This window comes from Thiomonas sp., assembly GCF_054608695.1.
Genome location: NZ_JBTRXV010000043.1, coordinates 1 through 16204 on the forward strand (window position 1 = coordinate 1; position 16204 = coordinate 16204).

The following is a 16204-nucleotide window of genomic DNA, read 5'->3' on the forward strand; positions in this document are numbered from 1 at the left end:
TCGATCACGCGCACGGGCATGGCTTGCTCGCGCGCCTGGGCTCGACTGACGCCGGCGGGACTGATGACGCTGAGGTACGAACCGTCTTCGAGCAGCATCTGCACCGGCAGTTGCCGGGTGTCCGAGCAGCGCCACAGCAAGTCCGCGCCCGTGGCCTGCGCCTGGCGCCAGTGCTCGAATCCGTTGAAACCCCGGTCGGCCATGCACAGCATGCCCGGCGCCAGGCGCGCCAGCAATGGCGCGCACAGTTCCCACTCGCCGCTGCGGTACGACCCGAGGTTGGCGCCCAGGATGGCATGGGTGGCGCACTCCACCGGGATGGCGCACCGGGCCTGCGGGTAGCCTGCGTGGCCGGCCAGACTCGTTCGGCTGCCGGGGTAGCCGAACGTGGCCGCGTTGTCGGCCTCGTCGGGCAACTCGAAGCAACTCCCGTCAATCGCCACCAGCCTCAGCCCGGCGTAGAAAGCCTGCGGATGGGTGCGCTCTTGGGCAAGCGCAACACAGCACCGGCGCACGAGTTCGCTCAGCGGTGCCGCACCGATACGGCTGCGCAGCGCACTGATCGAAGACTTCCTCACCAGGGTGGGATCAGCGGCGCCACTGGACCAAGCCAATCCTTGCGCAACCACGGCGAACACCTCCTCGTAGGCGGCCTCCGGGTACAGGCTCAAGGCCATGCAGTAGTAGACCCCGGCCACCGCTGGAAAGCTCCGCACTCGCCGCGTGTTGCAGCCGTGCTCGTCCAGCACCGCGTGCACTGTCTCGGGCGGCACCACCCGCGCGAGCAGGCTCGCCGACAGGAAATCGCTCAACCGGGCTCCCGAGCCCAACACCGCTTGGTTCGCGCCATGCCCGCCACCTGCCATCGAGTTGCGATATGGGCGATTTTGCGACAAAACTACCTAACAGAACAGTATTGGGGCCTGACCCAGTCGGGATCTCCGGCGAGCTGGCAAGCGCAATGGCAAGCATGCCGGGTGGTGCAATCGCCTTTCTTGCCGTATCGATCGTGCTGTTCATCGCGTTGGGATCCGTGCTCGAGGGCATTCCCGCGATGGGTCTGTTTGGGTCACTGCTGTTCCCGATTGCGCAGCAGCTCGGTCTCAACGAGGTGCATTACGCGATGGTGGCAGTCTTGGCGATGGGTCTTGGCCTGTTCACGCCGCCCATTGGGGTTGGCTACTACGCTGCGTGCGCAACTGGGCGCGTGAATCCCGACGCAGGGATTCGCCCGATGCTGGGCTATATGGTGGCATTGCTGATTGGGATCATCATCGTCGCCGCGGTGCCATGGCTTTCGACGTGTTTTTTTTGATGAGCCGAAGAGGCTGCAGTCGCCGCCGCGAGTTGCCACACGGCGCGGACGGTTGAGCCGCCCGGCTGCACATTGCGCGCCTGATGCTGGCGGCGAGGTGAGCTCGAGCTGTGATGCCCCTTGGAGACAGCGGCTGCGCCACGCCGTCGCGAGTGCCGCAGGGTATTGCCGTCAAGCCCAGCCGGGTGGCATCCAGCTGTCCATCATCTTGAGCCGCGCAGCATCCAGCCGCTGCGACATCAGCGCGGCAAAGATTTTCATCAGCGCGTAGCCCAGGGCCGGATCCTTCTCGCATTCGTGCAAGATCGGCTTGCCGTCGAATGCCACAAGGGACGAGTCCGATTGCGCCTTGGCCTCGAAGCTCCACCGATACGGTGGAATCAGCCACGACCAGCCGATCACGGCATCCGCGCCAAGCGTCTGCACTTCAAGTGCTGGGCCGCTGATCGCCGGCACGCCGATCTGCACGGCGCCCTCGCGCAGGACATAGAAATGCCCGGCGGCATCGCCCTGGCTGAACAGCACATCGCCGGCCGACAGATGCTGTTCCTTGGCATGGGCAACCAGCGGCGCCAATTGCTGCGCGCTTAGCGCCGAGAGAATGGTGCGCGTTTGGAGATACTTCGCGAGATTGGCAGCTTGCATGGACGGACTTCCCAGTAGACCGTGAACGGCTTTCATTTCAGCGCGGCTGTGCGACGCATGCCTTGTCCGAAGTCAAACAAAGTGGGAAATGCGCGACGCCTTCACACGGTTGCAGACGAAAAAGGGGACTTGTCCCAAATCAAACAAAGTCGAGAAATGCCCGATCGCATGGAAACGATGGTGCGCGCGAGGGATCTACATTGATTTCCACCCAAACAGCAGAAAACGGCCATCGGCGCTGGAACATAATGGGGTGGTCTGATGGCCGTACTTTGCAGACTGGCCGGCAAAGGCGCGTGGTTTGGGTCGGCTTCAGACGATGGCGCTTCCTTTGGCGTCGCCCTCGCAGTCGAGTCGTTTAGCACGCCCAGCAGGAGACCGAGTTGAAACCCACGGACACAGCCGATCCAGGCTACTTTCACAAAGTCGTTGATTGTCAGTGGGCCTGCCCCGCCCATACTCCGGTGCCGGAGTACATACGCCTGATCGCGCAAGGCCGCAACGCGGACGCCTACATGGTGAACTGGGTGTCCAATGTCTTCCCGGGCGTACTGGGACGCACCTGCGATCGGCCCTGCGAGCCTGCCTGCCGCCGCGGCCGTGTCGAGCAGAACAATCGCGCGCAGCCTGAGCCCGTGGCCATCTGCCGCCTCAAGCGTGTCGCCGCCGACCATAAGGGTGAGGTCAGGAGCCGCATGCCGGCCATCGGTGCCAAGAATGGAAAACGCGTCGCCTGCGTGGGCGCCGGACCTGCATCACTGACCGTGGCGCGTGATCTTGCGCCGCGGGGCTATGCAGTGACGATTTTTGATGGTGAAGCCAAGGCTGGGGGCTTCATCCGCTCGCAGATTCCGCGGTTTCGCCTGCCCGAGTCCGTGATCGATGAGGAAACAGGTTACATCCTGGACATGGGCGTCGAGTTCAAGAGCGGGCAGTCGGTGCAGTCCATGCGCAACTTGCTGACACAGGGATATGACGCGATCTTCGTCGGCTCCGGCGCGCCTCGTGGACGCGATCTGGATCTTCCCGGACGCAGCGAGGCTGCGGCCCAGGTGCACATCGGCATCGACTGGCTGGCCTCGGTCTCGTTTGGCCATATCACGAGCATCGCAAAGCGCGTGATTGTTCTGGGCGGAGGCAATACGGCCATGGATTGCTGCCGCTCGGCCCGACGGCTTGGTAGCACGGACGTGAAGGTGATCGTGCGCAGCGGGTTTGCGGAAATGAAGGCGTCGCCGTGGGAGAAGGAAGATGCGCTGCACGAGGGCATTCCGATTCTCAACTTTCATGTACCCAAGGCGTTCGTGCACGAAAACGGCAAGCTCACCGGCATGCGCTTTGACGTCGTCGAGGCCGTCTACGATGGCAACGGCAAGCGCACTCTCGTGTCCACGGGCGAGCCCGAGGTGTTTGTCGAGTGCGATGCCGTGCTGATCGCCGTGGGCCAGGAAAACGCCTTTCCGTGGATCGAGGACGATGTGGGCATTGCGTTCGACAAATGGGGCTTGCCGGTTTTGCAGGAGAGCACCTTCCAGTCCACGCTCGAACGTGTCTTTTTCGGTGGCGATGCGGCCTACGGTCCGAAGAACATCATCACGGCCGTGGCCCATGGCCACGAGGCGGCCGTTTCAATCGACCGCTTTGTGCATGGGCAAGACGTCCACGTGCGCCCGGCTCCAACGACCAACCTGATGTCCACCAAGATGGGCATTCACGAGTGGAGTTATCACAATGACGTCTCGCCCGACATGCGCTTTCGGGTGCCCTGGGCCGACGCGGACGTGGCATTGGCGAGCATCCGGGTCGAGGTGGAAATGGGGTTTGACGCCGCCACGGCGTTGAAGGAGGCCAGCCGGTGCCTGAACTGTGACGTGCAAACCGTGTTCAACCGCCAGGCCTGTATCGAATGCGACGCTTGCGCAGACGTGTGTCCGATGGATTGCATCACGTTTACCCACAACGGGGACGAGGCGGAGTTGCGCACACGCCTGAAGGCACCGGCTCGCAACCTGACCCAGGCTCTGTATGTGTCGGCGCCGCTCAAGACCGGGCGCGTCATGGTCAAGGACGAAGATGTCTGCTTGCACTGCGGACTGTGCGCCGAGCGCTGCCCCACGGGAGCTTGGGACATGCAGAAATTTCGCCTCACGACTGTCCAGGCCGGACCGCATTGCCGAGCCGCTCAATCCATACCCAGAACGCTGGAGGTCGCATGAAACGCATCGAAGCGGTCAACGACTTCGTCATCAAGTTTGCCAATGTCAACGGTTCGGGGTCGGCGTCGGCCAATGAGCTGTTTGCTAAGGCGATCCTGCGCATGGGCGTGCCCGTGAGTCCACGCAACATTTTCCCGAGCAACATTCAGGGGATGCCGACCTGGTACGAGGCCCGCGTGTGCGAGAAGGGCTATCTCGGCCGCCGCGGTGGAGTGGACATGATGGTGGCCATGAACCCGCAAACCTGGGACGCCGACGTGGCCGAGGTTCAAAGCGGCGGCTACCTCTTTTATGACAACACCCGACCGATCGCTGAGTCGGCGTTGCGCAAGGACATCGAGGTCATCGGCATGCCGTTGACCGAAATCTGCAATGCGGCATATGCGGACCCGCGTCAGCGGCAGCTGTTCAAGAACATCATTTACGTGGGCGCGCTGTCGGTGTTTCTGGATATGGAGGCCGCGGTCTTTGAAACGCTTTTTGCCGAACAGTATCGCGGCAAGGAATTGTTGCTCGACTCGAACGTACGTGCCTTGCATCTTGGGCGCGATTACGTTAAAAGCCATCTCCAGGCGCCGCTTGGCATTCGGGTGCAGCGTGCCGACAAGGTTGGCAACCAGATTTTCACCGACGGCAATAGCGCGGCAGCACTCGGTTGCGTCTACGGGGGGGCCACGGTTGCAGCCTGGTATCCGATCACACCGTCGTCGTCTGTGGCCGAATCGTTCCAGAAATACTGCGATACATTCCGTGTCGAATCCCCAACCGGAAAAAACAAGTTTGCGATCGTTCAGGCCGAGGATGAGTTGGCATCCATCGGCGTGGTGGTCGGCGCGGGATGGAACGGCGCGCGGGCCTTTACGGCCACATCCGGGCCCGGGATCTCGCTGATGACCGAGTTCCTTGGTCTGGCGTACTTTGCGGAGATCCCGATCACGATCATCGATGTGCAGCGCGGCGGCCCGTCAACGGGGATGCCCACGCGCACCCAGCAGTCCGATGTGCTCGCCTGTGCCTATGCGTCCCACGGCGACACCAAGCATGTGTTGTTGTTCCCGGAGGACCCACATGAGTGTTTCGAGCATGCGGCGGCTGCACTGGATCTTGCCGAGCGCCTGCAGACGCCCATTTTCGTCATGAGTGACCTGGACATCGGAATGAATCAGCGCCTGTGTAAGCCGTTCGCATGGGACGATGCGCGCGCATACGACCGGGGTAAGGTCATGACGGCGGAAGAGCTCGAAGCGGGAAAGGACTTCGGTCGCTACAAGGATGTGGATGCTGATGGGATTCCCTGGCGCACATTGCCTGGCACGCACCCCACGCTCGGCAGCTATTTCACGCGGGGCACGACGCGTGATCCGTACGCGCGGTATTCGGAGCGGGGGTCCGACTACGTGTACAACATGGAACGGCTGCTCAGGAAGTTCAAGACGGCTGCCGAGCTTGCGCCGCAACCCGAGCTGCGCCGGGCCGAGCATCCAACGCGGCTTGGCGTGCTGTACTTCGGATCGACCAGTCCGGCCATGCGCGAAGCGCTCGATGTGCTGACGCAGCAAGGCTACGAGCTGGATGCGATGCGTCTGCGCGCCTTTCCGTTTCCCGAGTCGGTGAGCCAATTCATGGCTGCACGCGACAAGGTGTTCGTGGTCGAACAAAACCGCGACGCTCAGATGCACACGCTGTTGGTCAACGAGCTGTCGATCGATCCGGCGCGGCTGGTGAAGGTGCTGCACTATGACGGCACACCGATCACGGCGCGCTTCATCAGCGAAGCGATTGCCAAAAATTTGACACTGGTGCAGACTGCAAACCCCCTGCACAAGGAGGCGGCATGACTTATCTTGCGAAGCCAAAGCTGCATCACCCGACCCTGACCACCAATCAGGTCGGGTACACGCGCCGCGACTACGAAGGCCGCGTGTCAACCCTGTGTGCCGGCTGCGGCCATGACTCCATCTCGGCGGCCATCGTCCAGGCCTGTTGGGAGCTCAATATCGAGCCCCATCGGGTCGCAAAGCTCTCCGGTATCGGATGCAGCTCGAAGACGCCGGACTATTTTCTCGGCGCCTCGCACGGATTCAACACCGTGCACGGGCGCATGCCCTCGGTGCTCACCGGCGCCAACCTTGCGAACCGTGATCTGTTGTACCTCGGTGTCTCCGGCGATGGGGATTCGGCCTCAATCGGCCTCGGACAGTTTGCCAACGCCATGCGCCGCGGCGTGCGCATGGCTTACATCGTCGAGAACAACGGCGTCTACGGATTGACCAAGGGACAGTTCTCCGCCACGGCCGATCGGGGCTCGAAGAGCAAGAAGGGGGCCGTCAACCGGGACAATCCGGTGGATCTGGTCGGTCTGGCCCTGCAACTGGGTGCCACGTACGTCGCGCGCAGTTTTTCGGGTGACAAGGAGCAGCTTGTCCCCCTCATCAAGGGCGCACTGGAACATGGCGGCGCGGCATTCATCGATGTCATCAGCCCTTGCGTGACCTTCAACAACCATAGCGGCAGCACCAAGAGCTATGACTACGTGCGCTGGCACGACGAGGCAGTGAGCCGAATCGAGTTTGTGCCGGCACACTGTGAGATCACGGTGGACTATGCCGCCGGCGCAACCATCGACGTGCAGCAGCACGACGGCTCCACGCTGCGCTTGAGCAAGCTGCACACGGACTATGATCCGACGGATCGTTACGCTGCGCTGAGCTACATGCACGAGCGTCAGGCGCGCGGAGAGATTGTCACAGGCTTGTTGTATTTGGATCCAGTCGCAGTGGATCTGCACGTCTCGCTCAATACCAGCGATACGCCGCTCAATACGCTGCAGGCGGGCGAACTTTGCCCAGGCGCGCAGGCGCTTGAGAAGATCAATGCGTTACTGCGTTGAAAGCGCCTTGCCAGGGTTTGGGTTACCGCAGTGGGGTCAGGAGTTTGATCATGACTGAACGCACGGTTTTTCAATCGATGTCGCACCGCCACGTCATTAGTCTGGCTCCGCAGGACAGCGTCTGGGATGCGGCGTGTGTCATGACCAAGGCGAATTGCGGCAGCGTCGTGATCATTGACGCGTCGGGGCGCATGGTGGGCATCGTGACTGAGCGCGATTTGATGACGCGCGTGCTGGCCAAGGCCCTTAACCCGCAAACGACCAAGCTGTCTGAGGTGATGACGCATGATCCGCAGTGCGTCGGGCCCGACACCAAAGTCTCCGAAGCCGTGCTGATCATGATCGAGCGCGGATTCCGGCACTTGCCTGTCGTGACACCCACGTCGAAAATCCTCGGGGTGTTCTCGGTGCGTGACGCGCTGCCGCGTGAAATCGGTGCAGCGATCAACCTGGCGGAGTTTCATGACCAGGTCAATGACGCCCTGGGGTGAGCACTTTCATCCGTCACGCCGCCAGCCGCTGGTCGCTGTCTGCGCAGGAAGGGCGGGGACCCCGACGGCGCCCAGGCACGTGTGACGCGTGAGGATTGCGGTTTCCGCCCCCCATTTTTTCGGTCGGCGGACGCGGTGATGAGGTCGCCACCGCTGCAGTGAGCGTGGAACGCGAGCCCACTCGGCATCCTGCCGGCCTGCAGTTTGGCAAGGCAAATGTCCGGATCGTCGGTTGAGGGTATGCGTCCAGCGAACCCATCTTGACACCTGAAGTGAAGGTCAGGTGCTGACTGCAGGGCACCTCGAATAACCCGATACTGGGGCTGATGGCAACGTGACGATGCGGCATACGGGACCATTTCCGGCGCGCCTGGGTGCAATTTGGGCTGTTTGCCCGCCCGCTCTGGCTCTGAATCTGCCTTCCTTGGCAGGTTTAGGCCGAACTTTGACCCCCTGATCGAGCCGTAACGCAGCGCTGACGCGGGTTGCGGCTCTTTCTTGATTCTGGTTTGTACCCATGTAAATGAACTTGTTTTGGCTTGACGTTCCTATGAACGTCGCCTATCTATGCGGTCATGTACATCGAAGCCGTGGCCAATCGCAACTCCCCGCCAGCGGTGCTGCTGCGCGAGTCCTACCGCGAGGACGGCAAGGTCCGCAAACGCACGCTGGCCAATCTGTCGTGCCTGTCCGATGACGTGATCGAGGGCCTGAAGGTGCTGTTGCGCGGGGGTGTGGCCGTGGCCAGCGCGGCCGAGGTGTTCAGCGTGGAGCGCAGCTTGCCGCACGGCCACGTGGTGGCCGTGCTGGGCAGCGCGCGCGGCTGCGGTGCCTCGACCTGGTTCGGCTCGGCGCCCAAGGAGTTGCAGCCCTTGCTGCTTGCGATGCTCGTGGCGCGCGTGATCGCCCCGGCCTCCAAGCTGGCTACCCATCGCATGCTGCACGACGACACGGCCAGCTCCTCGCTGGGTCGCATGCTCGGGGTCGGCCAGTGCGGTGCCGATGACCTGTACCGCGCACTCGACTGGCTGCACGAAGGAGATTCTCTGGGGCCTGATTCTGGGCTTTCTGGCGTTGGCAGTGGTGGATGTGCTGGTCTCCAAGGCAGAGTTGCAGAAGCTCCTGCCGGACGCGAGCCCACGCTCAATCGTGCGTGCTTCGCTGTTGGGCGCGGCCTCCTCGTCTTGCTCCTCTGCAGCGGTGGCGATTGCCCGATCAATCTTTCGCAATGGCGGCGATTTCACTGCGACGATGGCGTTCCAGTTCGCTTCCACCAATCTGGTGATCGAACTGGGAGTGTTACTGGTAGTCCTGATGGGCTGGAGTTTCGCCGCTGCCGAGTTCATCGGGGGTCCGCTAATGATCGCACTGCTGGTTTTGATGTTTCGCCTGCTGTTGCGTCCGCGCATGGTCGAGGTCGCGCTGTTGCACGCCCGCGCCACCACGGCCGGCGCCAGCCATCGCCGATTCCTGACAGAGCCGGCGACGCCGCCTAGAATCGGATACATGAACTTCGACCGCATCACGATCGAGCCTGGCAAGCGCAGTGGGCAGCCCTGCATTCGGGGCCTGCGCATCACCGTGTACGACGTGCTGGCGCAAGTCGCGTCCGGCGCGACCGAACAGGACGTTCTCCAAGACTTCCCCGAGCTGCAGCACGAGGACATCCTGGCTTGTTTCGCCTATGCCGCTGAGCGGGAACATCACAGCGCCAGGGTCGCGGCTTGAAGCTGCTGCTGGATGAAAACCTCTCGCGGCGGCTCGTTCCGCTGCTCCTGCCGCACTACCCTGAAACCACCCACGTCTGCTTTGCCGGCCTGGAGCGGGCAACGGACGTCGAAATTCGAGTCTTCGCTGCCCATCAAGGGTATGTGATCGTCACGCGCGACAGCGATTTCAACGACCTGGCCGTGCTGCGCGGTGCGCCGCCCCAAGTCATCCGGCTGCGCATTGCCAATTGCCGCAATGACCATATGGCCCGCCTGCTGATCGACCGGCAGGACGAGTTGCGGAGGCGTCTGGAAGACCCAGCAATCGCCCTGGTGGAACTGACCTGAGACCCCGGGCGGCCCAGCCGCTGTGCAGACCATCCCACCGAGCCGCGGCAGCGGCGGGGCACGCACCCGGCGCTGCCGCCGGTAGGCGGCGTGTTGGCGAGCGTGTGCGCGACGAGGTAAAAATCTTCACTTGCGGCGCGCACATTACCCATGCAGAAGATGACCGCCGGGCAAGCCATGCCCGGCAACAGTCGCAGGCTCAACTCCACGTGCGAGCGGGCCAAGGGCGTAGCCCTGGCGGCGGCCTGCGGGCCACCATCACCGTGCATCGTGCTAGTTCATTTGCTGGAAGCAGTTGTGATTTTGGCCTTGGCGCCAGGCTGGCGCTTTGGCAATATTTCAAATTGTGTTTCCCAAGCGTATGGGTCTTTCGATACAGGGTTTGTATGCGAATCCCTAGGGGACGCCAGCTTCAAGCCTGCATGGGGTTTAATCTGGCAGCACAGGCCCGGCAAGTCCGATTCCGGGCTTATCTCGATTCGATTCAACAGGCCGCCCAGTGCGGCCTTGTTTTTTTCACGGCGGCAGTTTGGATGTGGATGCTCGTGGCATTGAAAGTCAGTCATCCATGCAGCCGCATCGCTCTTGGTGAGTGATGGCCAGGGCCGTCCTGATCAAATCCAGCGAATCGAACGCGGCTTGCGCAACTTCAACACCACTCAGCGTCGTTCCTCATGTTTGAGGAGGATCGACGAAGCAATCGTTTGCAACGGCAGGGTCATCCAAAAATTTTGCGACTGCGGCGCTTGTCTTTGGATTCTGCCGTGCAAAAAAACGCCGGCATTGCCGGCGAATGAGGAGTGGAATAAACCGAGTGTTTCTTGAATCAAAGACCTTGATCTGGATTTATCAATCGCGGCAGATGATTGATTTTTTCTTGTTGAACAGGACAATGAAAACCTAGGGTAGCATTATGGCTGAATCTGCACGTAGCCATCTTGTACCAGCTGAATGATTCGCCCAACGGCCCCGGCATTGACCAAAACCCCGGGCAGGAGGTCTGCATTACCCCAATGATGCCCCTTCATCGACACGGCGCATTCTTCAATTTGAACTCCTTCTTTTTGAAGCTCAGCAATTGTCTTGGCATAGGGGTTGCCGGTGGTCACATGCCGAGCAGCATCATAAGCCTTGTCGTTAAGCGTCATGTATGCAGCAGGGCCATGGAAAACACCGATAATCTTTCCTGGGACATGATCTTTTTTCATGCGCATCGAGAGTAAATGCATGTAATCCATGCCGAAGGGAAGATCGCCTAAAAATGCGAGATGATCCATGTTGAATACGACATTGGCTTGTTTAAGCTTGACGGGAATATCGACATGAATCGCGTCAGTGCTGGTTGCTGCTGCAGCCATCGAGATTCCAGAGATGCAAAAAAATAATGCGGCAAATGTTTTTTGAATGAATTTCATGGTCGTGAGCTAAGGTTGAGTGAGAAAAAATGTTCGATCAAAATGCATAGATGGCATAGATGTCAAACTCATTCCCAGTTGCATTTGCAATGCTTGTTGCTTGGACGAGCTGGGGACTCCCGGGATGGCCAATGGCACCTGGATTAGGTATGTCTGTTTTCCTGATGAAATAATCAAAGACGATCCTGGTGACTGGTGTTATATGATATTGAGCGCCAATACCAATATTTGTGAAGATACGCTCCTGTGAGGGAATATTGGGTAGCCTATCATAATAATCATAGCGGGCATTCACTTCAACTTTCGGCGTCACAAAATAGCCTGCCGATACGTAGTAGCCCGATGCCTTGTTGTTGCTCCCTGGAAAAAAGGTCGTTTGATGTTGGGCCGGCACAAGCCCAGGTTCCTGGTTAAATGGGGCAGGAGCGGCAATATTACCAGTGCCTGCCATATATTCGGCCTTGAGACTGCGCGCACCGGTTTCCATGTAGCCCTGCCTGTAGGCTACACCAAATCCTTCCCGCCGCATGGTATTGGAGATGCCATTCAATTGTGGCCGTGCTTGTTGAGCCCAAACAAAGCCTGTCAAATCATTCCGGAAAAAGCTTCCTCCGCCTCCATAAAGGTAGGATAGCTGCACCCTTCCAGCGACAATAGGCCCGTTTGAGGAATTTGATTCAAATTGATTGCCGTAACTTCCCAACATTGCTCCATAGGCAAGTTCGAGATTTTTGCGCAAATTAAACCAATCAAGTGCCTCGATGCCCGGATATCTAAAGCCGTTTACACTGGATAAACTAGGTCCCGGGATAAGATATCCCCCGCTTACAGGATTATAATTTTATAATTATATTTTGTATTCTTGTTATAAAAGTTGGGTTGCATCAATTGCCCGATGACCGATGGGAATACGTCGATGAAATTATATCCCATATATCCTTGCATCGCGCCTTCCGGCCCAGGATCGCGTATAATACCGGCCTGTATTCTGGCGCCGGGAATATAGTTGCTGAAAGTCATGTGTGCATCAATGACTTGCGGCGAATACTGGCCATTTGAATAGTTATAGCCGTTATCCCCAAATCGCGTTAGTTCCATTGGTCATGGAGTAATCGGGTTCCAACCAGCCCAACACTTTGCCCTTGCCCCAGGATGGATTGGAGACGCCCTGGATCTTGAACCAGTTCGCAGCGTCGGCCGGCGTGCATTGGGTGGCACCCAGAAACAAAATTCCGAGAAACGTAACGAGATAATTCTTGTGGATCATGTTGCCCCCAGTTCAAGGTTCGGTGCAGTAAATCTGCATCTACTTTGAACTATCCATCAAAAAATTGTGCGGAACAAACAAAATAAATGAATAGGGCTCAGCGAAATCATAAATATCAGGGTAAACGTGATGCGGGCTTATACGGCCATCGGCGCATAGCGCCGATGGCCGTATGTACATCGCTTCAACATGGATGTAGTCGGTTTCGCGCCCTGGTATTGACGCCGAACACTTTGAGTTGCCCGCCCTGTGTCGTGGCGTTCAGGCTCGACCGCCGTTATGGCTTGACATAGGCAAAGCCATTTTTTTCGAGTTGCATGAGGCGCACGACACCCCCAGGAACGATCACTGCGTTGGGGGCCAGCACGGGCATGTGCCCGAGTTTTTTGGCCATTCCTTCCATGGTGACGTGGCAGGCGTCGAACTCGATGCCCTCGGTATCTTGTGCTGCGAGGCGCTCAGTCACGGGGCTGTTCTTCAACAGCATCAGAAGCCCTGGGCCGTAGGCGACAACCACGATGCGCACGTTTCCTTGGCCGAGGTTGTCCAATACATTTTGAGCATTGTTCAGCGTGAGGGCCCACAACTGCTGGTTGTCGCTGCTGACCTGCAAGACCAGCTTGTATTTTGCGAAGGGAAGGTCATGAATGAAGGCTGGCTTCTCAAAATTGAAGTCCTTCATCATTGAGGGGTTGTCGGCGTGCGCGTATGCGGCGCCGCCAACGAGTAGGGCTGTGACCAGTAAGGTGTGACGTGCGAGGTGTGCCCAATAGTTGTTGCCCATTCTGATCTCCTCTGGTACTGAACATGCCCCACTTGCCTTTACAGCGTGCCGGGGCCTGAGGCATGCTGCAGGTTCACCCAATGGTCCTGTGCGGCACAACTGGGCGACAGCGCGGATCCTAGGGATTCACAACGCGCCCCACAATCCAGGGATAGCCTGATCTGCCCCATGAGAGATGCACGACAGGTGGACTCGATGGTGATTCGCATCCTGGCTGCGACTTGACAAAACGGCAGAGACGCGGCGCCCCATGACATGGTGCAACGACGTGAGTTCATGCCAAAGATTGGCCGGGCATGAAGGCGCGGAGGCTGTATTTGCCACGCCGATGGCGTTTCAGCGCGAACGCCGCGTGACGCCGTGCATGAGATGTTCCCCAGTCAACGCAGTGTGGACTTGGAGCTGTATTCGGCACGGGTTGCCGCCGGCTATGGCCGACCCGAAGCCATTCCGATTGACCAACACACGGTTACAGAAATGGTGGGGTGACTGGAATAAACCCGCCTTGGGTGGCGTCTTTCAACAGGCCAATCTGGCCAGGACGCGACGCCACGGCGAGCGTTCTTGCCTCCCGCCATCATGTCCCCAACGCACGAGGAGATTACCCATGCGCAAGCTGTTTCTGTCCAGCATCGCCATCATCATTCTGGCCGTTCCGACCCTGTCGTCTGCAGCCCAGGCCCCGACTTCCGCCGCGCTCTGGCACGACATCCAGGCCCTGGAAAAGAGCCATGCCATCATGGTGGATAGCCAGCCTTATCAGCTCGGTTCGCGCACCGTGGACGTCTACACCACCGACCTGGCCAACGCCGCCGAGAACGGCGCCGTACGCAAGGCCGGCAGCATCGAGAAGGTCAAGCGCTACCCCAATGGGGCCTTGGTGGTCAAAGAGAACTACGACGCCCACAAAAAGCTCACCGGGGTCACCGCCATGCTCAAGCTCGACGGCTACGACAAGGCGGATCGCGATTGGGTCATGGCCGCGTACAAGCCGGGTGGCCAAGTCGTCGCCTACGGCAAGGTTCAGGCCTGTATTGCCTGCCATGCCATGGTGACGCAGCAGGACTTTGTCTTCGCGCCGCCGCCCGAGCAGTTGCTGCCGGTGTCGATCTGGAAAGCGTTTTTCCCCAAGCAGCAGATGTCCACGCAATACGTCAAGCTGCTGGATCAGCACCCTGAGGCGATTGTGAAGTAAGGTAGTCTCAATGCCGCTTGTGCAAGCATGAAAAGAGCCGACCACTGGGTCGGCTCTTTTCATGCTCAGCCCAGAGGGCGTTGACTTGGCTGCGGTGATGCCGCCGCAAGCCACATACTTTTTCAGATCGGTCGGGCTGGGTCGCGCCCTTGGGCGTGCCCTTCAGATGCACGATGACCGCATGCCGAGCTGGTGCGCCGGCGTTCGGGATTCGTGGGCACCACAAGGATCGAATGCAGGTGGAGCTACGCCCTTCCAACCTCGACCGTCAGATGCGACAAGTCCTGGAAGCCTTGCAACTTGTGCCGGTAGTGGCGTGCATCGCGAGCGGGATCGTGGCTGTTCACCGCCACGATCGCCCCAAGGTGCCCAGGCCCGAGGCGCCAGAGATGCAGGTCCGCAAGCTCATCGCCTTCCTCCTGAACGGCCTTGCGGATGGCCTGGCTCAACGGCTCGTCCGGATTCACGTCCAGCAAGATGGCTCCCGTATCACGGATCAAGCCGACGGACCAATTGGCGATGACCACTGCACCCACAATGCCCATCACCGGATCCATAAAGTTCAGGCCGAAGAACTTGCCCGCCATCAGCCCCAGGATGGCCAGCACTGAAACCGCCGCGTCGGCCGCCACATGCACGAACGCCGCGCGCATATTGTGGTCGCGGTGATGGGCGGCATGAGCGGGGTCATGGGCATGATCTTCGGGTTCGGCAAAATGCAGCGTGTGGGTGAAGACATCGGCCCCGATGCGCAGATGCAAGCTGGCCTGGAAGGCATGGGGTTCGGGGATGGTGTCGATGGATTCCCAATAAGCCCCCTTGTCCTGGAGCGCGAAGGTCTGGCGCAGGCCTTGAGGGCGAATCGTCTCCATGGTCGTCAACTCCAGGGGCGCATGCACCGGCGGCAGGCCCGGAGGGGCGTCTGAACGATCCGGCCAGTGCAGCCGAAACCTCGGCGGTACGCGATCTTCATGAATCTCCACCCGCACACGCCCTGCGGCGGTGTCCACGAACTGTCCCGCATCGTCTGCGGCTGCCGCGCCATGCGCGTGACCATGCCCATGGCTGTGGCCATCGCCACTGAGCAGCCAAGCGCTCACGATGTTGACGAGCAGCCCGAGAAAGGCAATGGCGATGGCCGCGTTGAAGTCGATTTCCACGGGGTGGATGAAGCGCGAGATCGCCTCATAGCCGATCAGCAAGGCGATCATGGCCAGAATGATGGCGCTGGAAAAACCGGCCAGATCTCCCACTTTGCCCGTGCCGAAGCTGAAGCGGGGATTCCGGGCATGTTGGCGCGCGTAGCGGTAGGCGAGGGCGGCAATCAGCATGGCCGCCGCATGGGTGCTCATGTGCAGGCCGTCGGCCACCAGCGCCAGGGAGCCGAAATGCATTCCGCCGGCGATCTCGACGACCATCACCACGGTGCACAGGGCGATGACGGACCAGGTCTTGCGGGCATTGCGGTCATGGCCCTGGCCGAGAAAGACATGCTCGTGTTCCATGGCAAGTGACGTGACGGACATGGGTGTTCTCACTTGAAGTAGCTGTGTACGACATCGATCAGCTGCGCGGCAGCCTCGGCGGATTCGTCCTGCTTGCCCTTGAGGGGATCGATCAGGTGGGTCTGGATGTGAGCTTCGACGACTTCGGACAGCAGGCCGTTGATGGCCCCGCGGCAGGCAGCAATGACATGCATGACCTGCTCGCAACCAGCCTCGTTCTCCAGCGCCCGTTCGATGGCATCGACTTGGCCACGGATGCGGCGCACGCGGTTGAGGAGTTTGGTTTTTTCTCGGATGGTATGACTCATCCGGACAGTATAGGTGGGTAGACTATTGCTCAGATGTTGCCTCTGCACGAACTCCGAAGCACCGGCCTTGCATTTCACGATGCTTGCGCTACATCAATCTGGTGGCGACCGGGCAT

The 16204-nt window shown here is 59.9% G+C and carries 16 protein-coding genes and 2 pseudogenes; 9 read left to right on the forward strand and 9 right to left on the reverse strand.

Annotated elements, in window-relative coordinates:
- Positions 1–812: IS4 family transposase (locus ACYCUK_RS14010; RefSeq protein ID WP_461595334.1), on the reverse strand; the 812-nt coding region annotated here is incomplete at its 3' end.
- A gap of 93 nt (positions 813–905) precedes the next feature.
- On the opposite strand from ACYCUK_RS14010, the pseudogene ACYCUK_RS14015 reads away from it, so the two are divergent.
- Positions 906–1315 (forward strand): annotated as a pseudogene (locus ACYCUK_RS14015) (TRAP transporter large permease subunit); the annotation flags it as partial.
- A 171-nt stretch (positions 1316–1486) separates the two neighbouring features.
- Here ACYCUK_RS14015 and ACYCUK_RS14020 read toward each other — a convergent pair.
- On the reverse strand, positions 1487–1960 hold the full coding sequence (locus ACYCUK_RS14020) for a Crp/Fnr family transcriptional regulator (protein WP_461595335.1): 474 nt from the start codon (positions 1958–1960) through the stop codon (positions 1487–1489).
- Between the two features lie 383 nt (positions 1961–2343).
- Between ACYCUK_RS14020 and ACYCUK_RS14025 the strand changes: the two genes are divergently transcribed.
- The 7 genes and pseudogenes from ACYCUK_RS14025 to ACYCUK_RS14055 all read left to right on the forward strand — a co-directional run bounded on the left by ACYCUK_RS14025 (position 2344) and on the right by ACYCUK_RS14055 (position 9614).
- The gene (locus tag ACYCUK_RS14025; RefSeq protein WP_461595336.1) at positions 2344–4176 is read left to right on the forward strand and encodes an FAD-dependent oxidoreductase; all 1833 of its coding nucleotides are present in this window, start codon (positions 2344–2346) and stop codon (positions 4174–4176) included.
- On the forward strand, positions 4173–6014 hold the full coding sequence (locus ACYCUK_RS14030; RefSeq protein ID WP_461595337.1) for a 2-oxoacid:acceptor oxidoreductase subunit alpha: 1842 nt from the start codon (positions 4173–4175) through the stop codon (positions 6012–6014). Before ACYCUK_RS14025 ends, ACYCUK_RS14030 begins: the two co-directional genes overlap by 4 nt.
- A complete protein-coding gene (locus ACYCUK_RS14035; protein ID WP_461595338.1) occupies positions 6011–7066 on the forward strand; it encodes a 2-oxoacid:ferredoxin oxidoreductase subunit beta in 1056 nt (351 codons plus the stop codon). Before ACYCUK_RS14030 ends, ACYCUK_RS14035 begins: the two co-directional genes overlap by 4 nt.
- 50 nt (positions 7067–7116) lie before the next feature.
- Positions 7117–7557: a CBS domain-containing protein gene (locus tag ACYCUK_RS14040; RefSeq protein WP_461595339.1), complete on the forward strand. Its 441-nt coding sequence runs from the start codon at positions 7117–7119 to the stop codon at positions 7555–7557.
- Positions 7558–8132: 575 nt separating this feature from the next.
- Positions 8133–8594 (forward strand): annotated as a pseudogene (locus ACYCUK_RS14045) (IS1634 family transposase); the annotation flags it as partial.
- 43 nt (positions 8595–8637) lie between these two features.
- Complete coding sequence (locus ACYCUK_RS14050) at positions 8638–9285, forward strand: DUF433 domain-containing protein (RefSeq protein ID WP_461595361.1); 648 nt, start codon at positions 8638–8640, stop codon at positions 9283–9285.
- Positions 9282–9614 (forward strand): DUF5615 family PIN-like protein, encoded by a 333-nt coding sequence (locus tag ACYCUK_RS14055; protein ID WP_461595340.1) that lies wholly within the window; start codon positions 9282–9284, stop codon positions 9612–9614. The genes ACYCUK_RS14050 and ACYCUK_RS14055 overlap by 4 nt, the downstream gene beginning before the upstream one ends.
- 278 nt (positions 9615–9892) lie before the next feature.
- On the opposite strand, the gene ACYCUK_RS14060 is transcribed toward ACYCUK_RS14055, so the two are convergent.
- The 5 genes from ACYCUK_RS14060 to ACYCUK_RS14080 form a co-directional block, all read right to left on the reverse strand.
- Positions 9893–10180, reverse strand: coding sequence for a hypothetical protein (locus tag ACYCUK_RS14060; RefSeq protein WP_461595341.1), 288 nt, complete (start codon positions 10178–10180; stop codon positions 9893–9895).
- 345 nt (positions 10181–10525) lie between these two features.
- On the reverse strand, positions 10526–11029 hold the full coding sequence (locus ACYCUK_RS14065; protein ID WP_461595342.1) for a DsrE family protein: 504 nt from the start codon (positions 11027–11029) through the stop codon (positions 10526–10528).
- A gap of 37 nt (positions 11030–11066) precedes the next feature.
- Positions 11067–11768: a hypothetical protein gene (locus ACYCUK_RS14070; protein WP_461595343.1), complete on the reverse strand. Its 702-nt coding sequence runs from the start codon at positions 11766–11768 to the stop codon at positions 11067–11069.
- A 333-nt stretch (positions 11769–12101) separates the two neighbouring features.
- Complete coding sequence (locus ACYCUK_RS14075; RefSeq protein WP_461595344.1) at positions 12102–12296, reverse strand: hypothetical protein; 195 nt, start codon at positions 12294–12296, stop codon at positions 12102–12104.
- 277 nt (positions 12297–12573) lie between these two features.
- Positions 12574–13080, reverse strand: coding sequence for a DsrE family protein (locus ACYCUK_RS14080; RefSeq protein WP_461595345.1), 507 nt, complete (start codon positions 13078–13080; stop codon positions 12574–12576).
- 607 nt (positions 13081–13687) lie between these two features.
- Between ACYCUK_RS14080 and ACYCUK_RS14085 the strand changes: the two genes are divergently transcribed.
- Positions 13688–14275, forward strand: a complete 588-nt coding sequence (locus ACYCUK_RS14085) for a cytochrome P460 family protein (RefSeq protein ID WP_461595346.1) — start codon at positions 13688–13690, stop codon at positions 14273–14275.
- 245 nt (positions 14276–14520) lie between these two features.
- On the opposite strand, the gene dmeF is transcribed toward ACYCUK_RS14085, so the two are convergent.
- Positions 14521–15801: a CDF family Co(II)/Ni(II) efflux transporter DmeF gene (gene dmeF, locus ACYCUK_RS14090; protein ID WP_461595347.1), complete on the reverse strand. Its 1281-nt coding sequence runs from the start codon at positions 15799–15801 to the stop codon at positions 14521–14523.
- Positions 15802–15809: 8 nt separating this feature from the next.
- Positions 15810–16088 carry a metal/formaldehyde-sensitive transcriptional repressor gene (locus ACYCUK_RS14095; RefSeq protein ID WP_112486736.1) on the reverse strand — a complete coding sequence of 93 codons (279 nt, stop codon included), beginning with the start codon at positions 16086–16088 and terminating at the stop codon, positions 15810–15812.
- Positions 16089–16204: the final 116 nt, after the last annotated feature.

Coding starts and splice junctions, on each gene's coding strand:
- ACYCUK_RS14020 (WP_461595335.1), bottom strand. CDS start 1,960: ATGCAAGCTGCCAATCTCGCGAAGTATCTCCAAACGCGCACCATTCTC.
- ACYCUK_RS14030 (WP_461595337.1), top strand. CDS start 4,173: ATGAAACGCATCGAAGCGGTCAACGACTTCGTCATCAAGTTTGCCAAT.
- ACYCUK_RS14035 (WP_461595338.1), top strand. CDS start 6,011: ATGACTTATCTTGCGAAGCCAAAGCTGCATCACCCGACCCTGACCACC.
- ACYCUK_RS14040 (WP_461595339.1), top strand. CDS start 7,117: ATGACTGAACGCACGGTTTTTCAATCGATGTCGCACCGCCACGTCATT.
- ACYCUK_RS14060 (WP_461595341.1), bottom strand. CDS start 10,180: ATGACTGACTTTCAATGCCACGAGCATCCACATCCAAACTGCCGCCGT.
- ACYCUK_RS14065 (WP_461595342.1), bottom strand. CDS start 11,029: ATGAAATTCATTCAAAAAACATTTGCCGCATTATTTTTTTGCATCTCT.
- ACYCUK_RS14075 (WP_461595344.1), bottom strand. CDS start 12,296: ATGATCCACAAGAATTATCTCGTTACGTTTCTCGGAATTTTGTTTCTG.
- ACYCUK_RS14080 (WP_461595345.1), bottom strand. CDS start 13,080: ATGGGCAACAACTATTGGGCACACCTCGCACGTCACACCTTACTGGTC.
- ACYCUK_RS14085 (WP_461595346.1), top strand. CDS start 13,688: ATGCGCAAGCTGTTTCTGTCCAGCATCGCCATCATCATTCTGGCCGTT.
- dmeF (WP_461595347.1), bottom strand. CDS start 15,801: ATGTCCGTCACGTCACTTGCCATGGAACACGAGCATGTCTTTCTCGGC.
- ACYCUK_RS14095 (WP_112486736.1), bottom strand. CDS start 16,088: ATGAGTCATACCATCCGAGAAAAAACCAAACTCCTCAACCGCGTGCGC.